Below are 12,513 nucleotides of genomic sequence, written 5' to 3'. Positions count from 1 at the left end.
TTTAAGCATGAAAGTAAGTTTAATTAAAACAATTCTTAAAAAGGTATTATTGATTACAATCATTACTTTTTTATCATCTTGCACTTCAAGTAAAGAAATTATATACTTTCAAGATGAACCACTTAGCAGCTTAAATGCTACTGAAATTAATTTTGATATTAAATACAAGCCTAATGATTTGCTTACAATTAATGTTTCTGCATTAGATCCAGCAACAGTTGAACCTTTTAATCTACCTGTAATTGCTAATAGTAATAAATCACTAAATGTACAGGGTAGTTTAAAAATGCAATCTTATTTTGTAGATGACCAAGGAAATATTGACTTTCCTGTTTTAGGAACAATTAAAGTAGAAGGATTAACTAGAGCGCAATTAACCTTATATTTAAAAGAAAGAATTTCTGAATATGTAACAAACCCAATTGTTAATATTAGGCTAACTAATTTTACGCTTACTGTTTTAGGAGAAGTAAACGAACCTGGCACATATACCATTGAAGATGATGAAAGAATTTCACTTTTAGAAGCATTAGGTCTTGCTGGCGATTTAACTATTCATGGTAAAAGAGATAATGTTTTTTTAATAAGAGAACAAGATGGAGTAAAAAGATTTACAAAATTTGATTTAACATCTATAAACGTAGTAAATTCACCTAATTTTTATTTAGAGCAAAATGATGTAATTTATGTTGAACCTAATGCAGCCAAAATTAGATCAGCTTCTTATAATCAAAATTATATAGTAATTATTTCTGCAGTAGGAACTTTAGCAACTATTGCAGCTATTTTAGTTAAATAATAATAGTTGACAAACGCAGTATATGAATCAAAAAGTCGATTTCAAGAATATAATTTCCCCATATTTACTTAAGTGGAAGTTTATAGTTGTTTGTATGATAACAGCTATTATTTGTGCTTTTTTTTACATACGTTACGCAAATTATCAGTATCAAGCTACTGCTAAAATTAAAATTAAAGACGAAAAATCAAATAGTAAACTTCCAGAAATATCTACTTTACAAAACTATGGTCTTTTTAAAACGGATAATAATAATGTTTTAGATGAAATTGAAGTAATAAAATCTAGAACCATTATTGAAGAAGTAATTAAAGAACTTAAATTTAATATTCAATATTTTGTTGAAGGTCGAATAAAAGCGCGTGAAGAGTACAAAAACCCTCCTCTAAATATAACAATTAACGCATCAGATTCTATAATACATCAAATAGATACTACTTTAAATATTCGCATTAAGTCTGCACACAATTTCATCTTAAAAGGTATTTCTTTCAATGAAACAAACTCCTTCTCTAATGAAGATGATACAGAGTTAGATGATGAAAATTTAATATATGCATTTGGAGAAAATATATCTACAAGTTTTGGAGAAATTATTATTACACCTAGAATTGGAGAATCTACAACCAAAATTGGTTCAAATATTAAAATTAAAATATCTCCATTAGCTGCTGTTGTTTCTAATTATAAGAAAAAACTACTCATAGAGCATCAAGAAATGTCTAATATCTTAAAACTTACCATAAATGATAATGTTAAAATAAAAGCTAGTCTTTTTATAGACAAACTTATAGAAAAGTATAATATAGATGTTCAAAATGATAAACAACTTGTAGTAGATGCAACTTCAGATTTTATCAATAATCGACTTAAAGTCGTATCTGCTGAATTAGGTGATGTAGATCTTACAGCAGAATCTCTTCAAAAATCGAACAAATTGACTGATTTAGCGACACAATCATCACTTTCTTTACAAAATGAAAAAGAAAATGAATCTAAATTAATTGCTACAGCTAATCAAATTCAATTAATAGATTACATGAATCAGCACCTTACTGAAAATGATTCTAGTAATGAATTACTTCCTACTAACATTGGAATTTCTGATAACTCGGTTACACAATTAACAAAACAATACAATGAATTAGTATTAGAAAAAATTAGACTTTTAAAAAATTCAAGCGAAATAAACCCTACCGTAGTTAACTTAAACAATCAAATTAATCAACTTAAAAATAATTTATCACAAAGTTTAAATAGTATCAAAGCAACTAATGAAATCACTTATAATAATTTAGTTAAAGAAAGTAATAGAATTAGTTCGCAAATTTATTCTGCGCCAAAAAAACAAAGACAATTTAGAGACATTAAAAGGCAGCAAGACATTAAAGAAGCTTTATACTTATACTTATTAGAAAAAAGAGAAGAAGCTGCAATTACACATGGTGTTTCTTCTCCCAATGCAAAAATAGTAGATAGAGCTTATGCTTCTGGAATGCCTGTTTCTCCAAAAAAACCTATTATTATATTAGCTGCATTAATTCTTGGTTTAAGTATCCCAATTGGAATTATTTACCTAATGGATTTATTAGACGATAAGGTTCATAATATAAACGATGTTAAAAATATTGTTTCTATTCCTTTTATAGGAGATATTCCAAAATCCTCAAAAAACAAACTATTAATTTCTAAAGTAGATTATTGTCCAAAAGCTGAAGCCTTCAGAATGGTGAGAACAAATTTAGATTTCATGCTTCAAAATATTGAAAACAGAGCTAAAGTCATATTTGTAACTTCAACAACAAGCAAAGAGGGGAAATCTCATACAGCTATTAATTTGGCATTATCTTTATCTTATTCAGATAAAAAAGTATTGATTATTGAAACTGATATTAGAGTTCCTAAAGCAACTAGCTATTTAAATATAAATAATGATATTGGGTTAACTAATTATATTGGAAACTCTAAAACCACTTTAAATGAGGTTATTTTTAAGTATAAAGAAAACGAATTATTAGATGTCATTCCATCTGGAACCATTCCTCCAAATCCTGCAGAATTATTAATGAATGCACGTGTAGCAGAGTTATTTGAGAATGTTTCTAACAAATACGACTATATAATTGTTGATACTGCTGCAGTAGGACTTGTAACAGACACTTTATTAATTAGCAAGTATGCAGACTTATTTATATTTGTTGCTAAAGCCAATTATATTACTAAAAATCAATTGGAACTTGCTGAACGTATGCATAAAGAAAAAAGATTACCCAATATGACCATTCTACTTAATAGTGTTGACCATAAAAAAGGATATGGTTATGGCTATGGCTATGGCACTAATCCACACAAAAAGAAATGGTGGAGATTTTCTTAACTTAACTTTTTCTTCTTGCTTTTTCTTTTGTCAACAACATAAGCTCTCTTCCTGTTTGTCCAGCAACCGAAGTATTTTCTTCAGCTCTACGAATCAAATAAGGCAACACATCTTTTACTGGTCCAAAAGGCACATATTTAGCTACATTATAACCAAGATTAGCCAAATTAAAACTAATATGGTCACTCATGCCATAAAGCTGTCCAAACCACACACGATTATCACTTTTAGATATTCCTTTTTCTTCCATTAAGTCCAAAATTAAATAACTACTAGCTTCATTATGTGTGCCTGCAAAAAGTGATATGATATCTAAATGATCTAAAATATATTGTGCTGAAGCATTAAAATTATCATCTGTAGCTGCCTTACTTTCACATATTGGAGTTGGATAACCTTTTTTCAAAGCACGCTCGTTTTCCTTTTCCATATATGCTCCTCGAACAATTTTATAACCTAAAAAATATACATTTTCCTTAGCATGCCTATATTGTTCTTTTAAAAAGGCCATTCTATCATGTCGATACATCTGTAACGTGTTATAGACAATAGCTTTTTCAGTATTATACTTTTGCATCATTTCGGTCACTAAATCATCTACAGCTTCTTGCATCCAGCTTTCTTCTGCATCAATCAACAACTCTACATCTTTTTCTTTAGCTAGTTTACAAACTCTATCATACCTTGCTACTACTCTATTCCACTGTACTTGTTCATCTGCAGTAAAAGATTTCCCTTCACTTTTTTTTGTATATAAACTTGGCTTACCAAAACCAGTAGGTTTAAATACAGCTATAGGCATAGCTTCATTGTTTTCTGAAAAATTAATAATTTCAAGTGTTTTCTCCATAGCTGCATCAAAAAAAGATTCGTCCTCTTTCCCTTCAACAGAAAAATCTAAAACAGAGCTAACTCCTTTTTCATACATAGCATCAATAACAGGCAAGCAATCTTTCTCGTTTATTCCACCACAAAAATGGTCAAAAACCGTTGCTCTAATAACACTATCTACAGGAAGGTTTGCTTTAATGGCAAAATTACTTAAACTCTTTCCTACCTTTACAAGGGGCTCGTAAGAAATCATTTTAAATAATAAATAAGCTCTATTAAGTTCTGAATTACTTTTTAATGAAAAGGCAATTTCAGTATTATCAAAAAATCGGTCTTTAGGCATTTCAAAAAATTATATACAAATATAATTATAGTATCTCTACTTTTTTATAAAAAAATCTGCTAATTTTCACACTTTATTTTACTAGAAAACAGCATGAAATCAATTAATACAAAAGATTACACAATCTTCTTAAACACAGAATGTTACCCAGCCATAAACAAGCATCTAACAAAATATAATTATTCAAAAATATTTATACTTGTCGATGAAAATACGCATGATTGTTGTTTGCCTAAGTTTTTAAGTAATCTAGAAACCGAATTAGATATAGAAATTATTGAAATTGAATCTGGTGAAATTAATAAAAACATAGAAACCTGTTCTGGAGTCTGGAACGCTCTTTCGGAATTAAATGCAGACAGAAAAAGTCTTTTAATTAATCTTGGTGGTGGTGTTATTACAGACTTAGGAGGTTTTGTTGCTTCAACATTTAAACGTGGTATAGATTATATTAATGTTCCAACTACTCTATTAGCCATGGTAGATGCTTCTATTGGAGGAAAAAATGGAGTGGATCTTGGTCATTTAAAAAATCAAATAGGAGTTGTAAATCCTGGTAAAATGGTTTTAGTAGACACTTCCTTTCTTAGTACATTACCAGAAAATCAAATACGTTCCGGTTTAGCAGAAATGCTAAAACATGGATTAATTTACAGTAAGGAGTATTGGAATAAATTTCATTTAGACAAGGAACTTGATACTAAAAAACTAGACGAATTAATTTATGAGTCTATTGAAATTAAAAAAACTATTGTTGAACAAGATCCATTTGAAAACAACCTTAGAAAGACACTAAATTATGGACATACACTTGGACATGCTATTGAATCTTATTATTTAAGTAACACCTCTAAAACACCTCTGTTACATGGAGAAGCTATTGCAATTGGGATGATTTTAGCTACTTATATTTCAACAAAATTAACTGGTTTTTCAAAAGCAGAATGCAGCCAAATTAAAGAGACTATTCTACATGTTTTTGGCCAACCAAAAGTTCTTGAAGTAGATTATACTCCTATCATTGAGCTTTTAAAATTTGACAAAAAAAATGAGCATGGAAAAATCAATTTTGTGTTGTTAAAGCAGATTGGAGATACAAAAATAAACTGTCAGGTAGAAAATAATCTAATAGTTGAGTCATTCAATTATTATAATTCTTAACAATCATATAAATAATTTGTAACTTTATAAAAATTGCTAGAGTAAAAGGTAAATGCTATTTATTAATATAAAATCCTTTAGTAATGAAAAGAGTTATTGTAGATTACAAAAAACTTACACCTAAACTTCTTAAGTTATTAACCGATAAATTTCCAGATGGTTATGACGATGATGACGTTATTACGTTCGAAAATCATAACAATGAAATTATTGATGCTGTTGAAGTACGCACCAAAGACAGTATCTATCTAGTTAAAGTTAGTAGCAAACTGCATTACACTATGACTAATTTTGAAAGTGTAGAAGAAGTTGAAGTTGATGATTTAGGACATGTTGTTATTAACGACGACATTAAAGAAGAAACTTTTAAAGACGAAGAAGAATAGCTTTACAAATAACGAGATTTTATCACATCGCAATGATGTGTTTCATGTCCAATAATTACAAATCCTATTGCACGTACAGACATATTACTGTTACTTGCAATTCCTACTAGTTTTAGAGTGTCTTCATCAAAATTCTTAAATAACATGATAGTTGACTCTCTAACTGCCTGATATTCTTTTAAAAGTTCTTCTCTACTCCTTTTGTTAGCATTTGCAGCAATAGTATAGTCATTTTCTTCAAACCCAGGTAATGGTGTATTATCCTTTCTTGCAAACCGTAAGGCTCTATATGCAAACACACGTTCTGCATCAATTAAATGTTGAATAATATCCTTTATAGTCCATTTACCTATTTCATATCTAAATTCAAGTTTTTCTTCAGGAATAGATTTAAAAAAAGACATGGTGTTATTTAAACTAGATTCCAACCCAGAAATAATATCTTGATTTCCAGCTTTTTTTATATAATTAGCATAATAATCTGCATATTCTGATTCTAATATTTGAAAAGCTTTCATAAAGTTTGTTTTAAAAACAAAAAACCTCTTTAATAAAAAAGAGGTTTTAAAATTTAATTATAAGTTTACATTTCGTTAAAAATAGAATGCATCAAACGTTTTTTATCGTTGATACTCTCTTCCAAAGAAATCATAGTTTCAGTTCTATAAACACCTTCTATATCGTCTAACATAAAGATGATATCTTTAGCATGCTCTGTGTTCTTTGCTCTAATTTTACAAAAAATATTAAACTTCCCTGTTGTAATATGAGCTACAGTTACAAATGGAATATTGTTAATTCTCTCTAAAACAAACTTGGTTTGCGATGTGTTCTGAAGAAATATTCCAACATACGCAATAAAAGAGTATCCTAATTTCTTATAGTCTAATGTTAAAGAAGACCCTTTTATAATACCTCCTTCTTCCATTTTTTTTACTCTTACATGAACCGTTCCTGCTGAAATACTTAAACTTTTAGCAATATCTGTAAAAGGAACACGTGTGTTATCAATTAACATATCTAGAATTTGATGATCTACGTCATCAAGCTTAAATTTACCCATTTTGAATTTTTAATTAAATAATAGGCAAAAATAATACAATATTATTGAATATTCTCTTATATAATTTAAGCTTTTGTTAATTTTAATGAATATTTAATATTATTTATAAAAACTGTTTCAACAACAATACCTTCTTCTATTACCTCATCATCTTGTAGTGAAAACTCCTTAGAATCTGCAATAATATTATTGTGAGCAAACAAGTGACTTAAATCTCCAATTTTTTCAATTTTTGGGATAAATTCTATAACATTATCTTTTAATAATTCTGCATATTGAACTCCGACATCTACAATATTAATATTCCCATTAGACTCCATCTTAGCTTGCCTAATAATAATGTCGAGGAAACTTTTACTATTCTCTGGAATATTTAAATATGCCTTATAAAAATCTCCTGACACATTGTTTTTAGATATATAATCTAAACTCAACAACATAGCTTCAAATATGTAAAACCTAGTTATCTCTCTATTATAATCGTTTTTATAGTGACCAGCTTCAAATAAAATAGTTGGACAATTTAAAGACTGAAATGTATCTCCAACACAGTTATCATTAAAAGAATCGTCATAAATACCTATTTGATTAGGAATTTGTGCTTGCAAGAACTCATTCATGACAGAAATAACTTCCATCGCCTTTTTTCGAGTATCTGTTATTGTACAATCTTTGTCTTGAGCTGGAGACAAAAACGATACTGTTGCCGAATTATTTATAGCTCCTACACCAAAAATGGTACGTTGTCCATGTAAATTAAAACAAAAGTCAGGCTTAAAACTATTAAACAAACCTCGCAAAACCTTGCTTTCAGGCTGAGATAAGTTTTTAGCATCTCTATTTAAATCAATATCGTTCGCATTATGTCTTGTATAGTTTTTTGCTCCATCAGGATTTAGAATAGGAATAATAAGTATCGTGCAATTAATAAGTATTTCCTGAATTATTTCACTAGACTCATTTGCAAATACATTACAAATATCAAATACAGCTTTAGTGGTTGTGCTTTCGTTACCATGCATTTGAGACCACATGAATATTTTTTTAGGACCAGTTCCGATTTTAATAGAGTGAATAGGCTCTTCTAAAACTGATAATCCGATATGTTTAATTTCAAAAAAGTCTTTTAACTTTTCAAGCAAAGGAAGTATATGTGCATTATGAATATACCTGTTTTTCAGTTCAAATTCTTTATGAGAATTATACAGTTTTTTTAAATCTTCTGAAGTCATTAAAAATTGTTTGATACAAATGTAAACAATTAACAATTTACAATTGTAAACTATGTTTATATACAATCTTGTTTACATTGATAAACAAAGCCGATGCTTTTCTTATTAAAAATTGATATTTGACTTGCTAAAATTTAACAATAAACATATATTTACTTTTAAGTGCTATTTATCAGATATTTAAACCACTTTATTTAAAGTTATATTTATATTCTATTTGCATGTTTGTAAGTTAGTTTATAAACGATATGAATAAATTTGTTACATTTGTAAATACAAATTAACCTATTTATAGTTTACAATGATAAACAACGAAGATTTTGCAAAAAGACTTCAAAAAGTCATCGATTATTACAACGAAAGCGCCTCTTCTTTCGCTGAAAAAATTGGTGTACAACGTTCTAGTATTTCACATATTCTGTCTGGAAGAAATAAACCAAGTTTAGATTTTGTACTAAAAGTACTCTCCTCTTTTCCTGAAGTTGAATTGTATTGGTTATTAAATGGGAAAGGGAAATTTCCAACTGAAGAAAAATCTAAAATTGAAATTACATCTAATAATAAAATAAAAGAAGAAAAAGCACCTCAATCAATCTCAGTAATAAATCAAACTGAAAAAATCAGTTCTAAAGAAAAAAGTATAGAACGAATAATTATTTTCTATACTGATGGTAGTTTTAAAAATTTTGAAGAGTTTTAAAACAAAAAAGCTTGAATTAAAATTCAAGCTTCGTGTAATTGTCTTATTTCAGGAAATTTTAATTTAAAAATCGGCTGTGCCAACTATCACTTGCAGGAACTTCCCAGTTTTCATTAAAATCTGCTATGTTTACAACTAAATTATTAAATACAATTGTATTCTTGGAAACTGCTCTATCTTTAGCCATTTTCCTAAAATCTGTTAATGTCTTATAAGCTATAAAGTCTCCTTGTTTATAAGAAACATTCATTTTATCCAATAAATCAACCTGATATTCTTTCTCTAATTGCTGAATAAAATGCACTGAAGCATCTATTGAGCAGCCAGTAGCTATGTTTTGTTTTTGATTTAACCCAATAACAATAAAGCGCTTGTAAACTATTTTATAACCAGCTTGTAAATCGCTTCCATGAGCTGTCCAGTTTTCAATAAATATTTCTATTTTAGATTCTATTTCTTTAATTTCTTCATCTGAAAAAGATCTATTACATTGATAAATCCAAACTCGAGATTCTTCTGGTAAGGTGTTAAAATCTACTAACATATTAATTTTGAGAATTTGCAATTAATTCAGCTATATCCATAACTTGAATACTATCTTCCTTTTCTTTGGCTTTTACACCATCCGTCATCATAGTATTGCAGTAAGGACAACCTGTTGCAATAACATTTGGATTAGTTTGTAAAGCTTCTTCTGTTCTTAAAACGTTAATATCCATATTTCCCTTTTCCGGCTCTTTAAACATTTGTGCTCCTCCTGCTCCACAACATAATGCCGAGTTTCTATTGCGTTTCATTTCAACTAATTCTATTCCTAAAGACTGCAATAATTTTCTAGGAGCTTCGTAAACATCGTTTGCACGACCTAAATAACATGGGTCATGAAATGTAATACGCTTCCCTTTTAATTGAGTTGAGCCTTCTATCTTTAATTTCCCAGCTTTCATTAACTCATCAATAAACTCTGTATGATGCTGTACTTGGTAGTTACCACCTAGTTGAGGATATTCATTTTTTAAAGTATTATATGAATGAGGACAAGCAGTAACAATTCGTTTTACTTCATAACCATTTAACACTTCAATATTCATTACGGCTTGCATTTGAAACAAAAACTCATTTCCAGCACGTTTTGCCACATCTCCTGTACAACTCTCTTCTGTGCCTAAAACTGCAAAATCGACATTTGCTTTATTTAGAATCTTTACAAAAGCTTTAGTTATTTTTTTTGCTCTATCGTCAAAACTTCCAGCAGATCCAACCCAAAATAACACTTCTGGTTGTCTGCCTTCTGCCATACATTGTGCCATGGTTGGCACTTTTAATTGTTCGCTCATAATTGCGTACTTTTTAAAAATTCTATCAAAATCGAATTTATAGTTTATTCATGTTGACCATCATCAAATACTTGAATGGTTACTTTTTTATCTACTAAATCTGTAAATTTCCCTTTATATCTTGTTGCTTTCACTAGATGATTATCTATCCAATGGTAGTTTCCTCCTCTTGGTTTACCCATTAATAAACTATGAAATTTAAACCCATGCCTATTTAACCAATTAGTTGTTACTACTCTATGATCTTCAGTTCTAGATGTAAAAAAACAAATTAAATGCCCTTTTTCATACCATTTATTACATGTAGCTAAAGCATCTGGATAAGGCAAACAAGTTGCCATTCTTTCTGGCTCTTCATTTGGAATATCGTCTGTAATTGTACCATCTATATCTATCAAATAGTTTTTAACTCCTTTAGGTAAAATAGGACTTATTTTTTCTCCTGCTTCTACTTTTTCATGTAATAGTTTGTCTGCGTCTTCTCTTTTCATATTCATTTCCTGCAAATGCAATTGTTTTTTAATCTTATTAATATGGTTCTAAAACCGTTTTAGTTATATTATCTGGACTTTCTATGACTAGATTACTGGCTTCCTTATAAATAGTAAACACAGTTCCTTGTTCGTCTATATGTCTAATTTTATACTTTCTATTTCCCAAATTCTCCCAGACAATACCTAATTCTGAAATAGTCATTCCACATTCATCTGGAAATTGAGTTGTTTCAATCCTATTGCTTATTACAGTATGGTCTTTATAATATTCAGTATAAAAGAATGGATCGCATAATGATAATTCAATTTGTTGATTAGATTCATATCTCGCAATAGGAACCCATTTACCAATTATTATATCATTTTCAGAATTTTCATCGTCATTTGAACATGATAAAAGTATTGCAAATCCAAAAAGGATTATTATTACTATTTTTAAATCTTTCATAATTTGAGGCAATCTTAATTTATTCATCTTTCCAATTCAATCTATCCATTTGGTTGTATGGCCATGGTGCTCCATTATTTTCAATATTTGTCATCATATTATTAAGTTCAACTGGAGCTGCACTTTGTTCCATAACCAAATAACGTCTCATTTCAATAATAATAGACAATGGATCAATGCTTACTGGGCAAGCTTCTACACATGCATTACAAGTAGTACAAGCCCAAAGCTCTTCAGGTAAAATATAATCGCCTAATAACTGCTTGCCATCATCTTTAAATTCACCATTATTTGCATCAATATTTTTGCCAACTTCTTCCAGCCTGTCTCTAGTATCCATCATGATTTTTCTTGGAGATAGTTTTTTACCAGTTAAATTTGCTGGACATTCGCTAGTACAACGTCCACATTCTGTACATGTATAAGCATTTAATAATTGTACCCAACTTAAATCCTGAACATCTGAAGCTCCAAATTTTGCAGGCATTTCGGCATCAGCTCCTTCTGCTGGAGCTGCAAATGGATCAACGTTTGGATCCATCATCATTTTCACCTCTTTAGTAACAGCTTCCGGATTATTTAATTGACCTTTTGGTTTTACTTTTCCATAATAGGTATTTGGAAATGCTAAAAGAATGTGTAAATGCTTTGAGAAATATAGATAGTTTAAGAAAATTAAAATCCCAATTATATGAAGCCACCAAGCTGAACGCTCTATAATATGAATAGTTGTTTCTGGTAAACCACTAAACCAAGGAGCAATAAATTGACTGATAACATTTCCTGAATTCATTGCCTGAAAATCAATATCTGTAGCATTCATAACTAAGAAAAGTGTCATCAGTACCATTTCAAAATATAGAATGTAGTTTGCATCATTTTTTGGCCAACTGGTCATTTCACTATTCCAAAAACGTTGAATTTTTATTATGTTTCTTCTAATCCAGAAAACTATAACTGATATAAATACTAAAGCTGCTAAAATCTCAAAACTTCCAATTAAAAAACCATATACAGATTGTGGTAATACTTCTAAAAATATACGATGCGTACCAAATAAACCGTCAATAATAATTTCAAGTACTTCTAAATTGATAATAATAAAGCCTATATAAACAATTATATGCAAAATACCAGCAATAGGTCTTTTAACCATTTTACCTTGACCTAATGCAATTCTTGTCATGTTTTTCCAACGTTGACTTTTGTTATCGCTAACATCTACATCTTGCCCTAGTTTAATGTTTCTAATGAGCTTTTTTACATTTTTTGCAAAATATCCAAGACCTACAAAAAGTGCTATAGCAAATAATATGTTAGGAATATAATTCATGTTAGTTGG

At 29.1% G+C, this 12,513-nt stretch carries 14 protein-coding genes; 5 read left to right on the top strand and 9 right to left on the bottom strand.

Features of this window, described 5'->3' with window-relative positions:
• The first annotated feature begins 7 nt into the window (after positions 1 to 7).
• Entirely contained in the window at positions 8 to 799 is a 792-nt protein-coding gene (locus tag FVF61_RS01935; RefSeq protein ID WP_148452692.1) for a polysaccharide biosynthesis/export family protein, read from the top strand.
• A 22-nt stretch (positions 800 to 821) separates the two neighbouring features.
• Positions 822 to 3,176 carry a GumC family protein gene (locus tag FVF61_RS01930; RefSeq protein ID WP_148452690.1) on the top strand — a complete coding sequence of 785 codons (2,355 nt, stop codon included), beginning with the start codon at positions 822 to 824 and terminating at the stop codon, positions 3,174 to 3,176.
• Position 3,177: 1 nt separating this feature from the next.
• Here FVF61_RS01930 and FVF61_RS01925 read toward each other — a convergent pair whose 3' ends face one another.
• Positions 3,178 to 4,350, bottom strand: coding sequence for a proline dehydrogenase family protein (locus tag FVF61_RS01925; RefSeq protein WP_148452688.1), 1,173 nt, complete (start codon positions 4,348 to 4,350; stop codon positions 3,178 to 3,180).
• Between the two features lie 93 nt (positions 4,351 to 4,443).
• On the opposite strand from FVF61_RS01925, the gene aroB reads away from it, so the two are divergent.
• Positions 4,444 to 5,511, top strand: coding sequence for a 3-dehydroquinate synthase (gene aroB, locus FVF61_RS01920; RefSeq protein ID WP_148452686.1), 1,068 nt, complete (start codon positions 4,444 to 4,446; stop codon positions 5,509 to 5,511).
• Between the two features lie 83 nt (positions 5,512 to 5,594).
• Positions 5,595 to 5,897, top strand: a complete 303-nt coding sequence (locus FVF61_RS01915) for a hypothetical protein (RefSeq protein WP_148452684.1) — start codon at positions 5,595 to 5,597, stop codon at positions 5,895 to 5,897.
• 2 nt (positions 5,898 to 5,899) lie between these two features.
• On the opposite strand, the gene FVF61_RS01910 is transcribed toward FVF61_RS01915, so the two are convergent.
• The 3 genes from FVF61_RS01910 to FVF61_RS01900 form a co-directional block, all read right to left on the bottom strand.
• Complete coding sequence (locus FVF61_RS01910; protein ID WP_148452682.1) at positions 5,900 to 6,415, bottom strand: DinB family protein; 516 nt, start codon at positions 6,413 to 6,415, stop codon at positions 5,900 to 5,902.
• 65 nt (positions 6,416 to 6,480) lie between these two features.
• Positions 6,481 to 6,960, bottom strand: a complete 480-nt coding sequence (locus tag FVF61_RS01905) for an Lrp/AsnC family transcriptional regulator (protein WP_148452680.1) — start codon at positions 6,958 to 6,960, stop codon at positions 6,481 to 6,483.
• 65 nt (positions 6,961 to 7,025) lie between these two features.
• The gene (locus tag FVF61_RS01900) at positions 7,026 to 8,192 is read right to left on the bottom strand and encodes a M14 family zinc carboxypeptidase (RefSeq protein WP_148452678.1); all 1,167 of its coding nucleotides are present in this window, start codon (positions 8,190 to 8,192) and stop codon (positions 7,026 to 7,028) included.
• Positions 8,193 to 8,493: 301 nt separating this feature from the next.
• Between FVF61_RS01900 and FVF61_RS01895 the strand changes: the two genes are divergently transcribed.
• Positions 8,494 to 8,892 (top strand): helix-turn-helix domain-containing protein, encoded by a 399-nt coding sequence (locus FVF61_RS01895; RefSeq protein WP_148452676.1) that lies wholly within the window; start codon positions 8,494 to 8,496, stop codon positions 8,890 to 8,892.
• Between the two features lie 58 nt (positions 8,893 to 8,950).
• Here the strand turns inward: FVF61_RS01895 and FVF61_RS01890 are convergent, their stop codons facing one another.
• Genes FVF61_RS01890 through FVF61_RS01870 form a run of 5 tightly spaced genes read right to left on the bottom strand, consistent with a single transcriptional unit; the run spans position 8,951 to position 12,504 of the window.
• Positions 8,951 to 9,436, bottom strand: coding sequence for an ABC transporter ATPase (locus tag FVF61_RS01890; RefSeq protein WP_148452674.1), 486 nt, complete (start codon positions 9,434 to 9,436; stop codon positions 8,951 to 8,953).
• A 1-nt stretch (position 9,437) separates the two neighbouring features.
• Positions 9,438 to 10,229, bottom strand: coding sequence for a (Fe-S)-binding protein (locus tag FVF61_RS01885; RefSeq protein ID WP_148452672.1), 792 nt, complete (start codon positions 10,227 to 10,229; stop codon positions 9,438 to 9,440).
• Positions 10,230 to 10,273: 44 nt separating this feature from the next.
• A complete protein-coding gene (locus tag FVF61_RS01880) occupies positions 10,274 to 10,720 on the bottom strand; it encodes an LNS2 domain-containing protein (protein WP_148452670.1) in 447 nt (148 codons plus the stop codon).
• A 37-nt stretch (positions 10,721 to 10,757) separates the two neighbouring features.
• Positions 10,758 to 11,198, bottom strand: a complete 441-nt coding sequence (locus tag FVF61_RS01875; protein WP_148452668.1) for a hypothetical protein — start codon at positions 11,196 to 11,198, stop codon at positions 10,758 to 10,760.
• On the bottom strand, positions 11,191 to 12,504 hold the full coding sequence (locus FVF61_RS01870; RefSeq protein WP_148452665.1) for a (Fe-S)-binding protein: 1,314 nt from the start codon (positions 12,502 to 12,504) through the stop codon (positions 11,191 to 11,193). The genes FVF61_RS01875 and FVF61_RS01870 overlap by 8 nt, the downstream gene beginning before the upstream one ends.
• Positions 12,505 to 12,513: the final 9 nt, after the last annotated feature.

Source organism: Xanthomarina maritima, assembly GCF_008084905.1.
Taxonomy (GTDB): domain Bacteria; phylum Bacteroidota; class Bacteroidia; order Flavobacteriales; family Flavobacteriaceae; genus Xanthomarina; species Xanthomarina maritima.
The sequence above is the reverse complement of the archived record's forward strand: the minus strand, read 5'-3'. Positions and strand labels throughout refer to the sequence as shown.

Excerpts from the sequence above, each read along its gene's own strand:
- FVF61_RS01935 (WP_148452692.1), top strand. The coding sequence starts at position 8 with ATGAAAGTAAGTTTAATTAAAACAATTCTTAAAAAGGTATTATTGATT.
- FVF61_RS01930 (WP_148452690.1), top strand. The coding sequence starts at position 822 with ATGAATCAAAAAGTCGATTTCAAGAATATAATTTCCCCATATTTACTT.
- FVF61_RS01925 (WP_148452688.1), bottom strand. The coding sequence starts at position 4,350 with ATGCCTAAAGACCGATTTTTTGATAATACTGAAATTGCCTTTTCATTA.
- aroB (WP_148452686.1), top strand. The coding sequence starts at position 4,444 with ATGAAATCAATTAATACAAAAGATTACACAATCTTCTTAAACACAGAA.
- FVF61_RS01915 (WP_148452684.1), top strand. The coding sequence starts at position 5,595 with ATGAAAAGAGTTATTGTAGATTACAAAAAACTTACACCTAAACTTCTT.
- FVF61_RS01910 (WP_148452682.1), bottom strand. The coding sequence starts at position 6,415 with ATGAAAGCTTTTCAAATATTAGAATCAGAATATGCAGATTATTATGCT.
- FVF61_RS01905 (WP_148452680.1), bottom strand. The coding sequence starts at position 6,960 with ATGGGTAAATTTAAGCTTGATGACGTAGATCATCAAATTCTAGATATG.
- FVF61_RS01900 (WP_148452678.1), bottom strand. The coding sequence starts at position 8,192 with ATGACTTCAGAAGATTTAAAAAAACTGTATAATTCTCATAAAGAATTT.
- FVF61_RS01895 (WP_148452676.1), top strand. The coding sequence starts at position 8,494 with ATGATAAACAACGAAGATTTTGCAAAAAGACTTCAAAAAGTCATCGAT.
- FVF61_RS01890 (WP_148452674.1), bottom strand. The coding sequence starts at position 9,436 with ATGTTAGTAGATTTTAACACCTTACCAGAAGAATCTCGAGTTTGGATT.
- FVF61_RS01885 (WP_148452672.1), bottom strand. The coding sequence starts at position 10,229 with ATGAGCGAACAATTAAAAGTGCCAACCATGGCACAATGTATGGCAGAA.
- FVF61_RS01880 (WP_148452670.1), bottom strand. The coding sequence starts at position 10,720 with ATGAAAAGAGAAGACGCAGACAAACTATTACATGAAAAAGTAGAAGCA.
- FVF61_RS01875 (WP_148452668.1), bottom strand. The coding sequence starts at position 11,198 with ATGAATAAATTAAGATTGCCTCAAATTATGAAAGATTTAAAAATAGTA.
- FVF61_RS01870 (WP_148452665.1), bottom strand. The coding sequence starts at position 12,504 with ATGAATTATATTCCTAACATATTATTTGCTATAGCACTTTTTGTAGGT.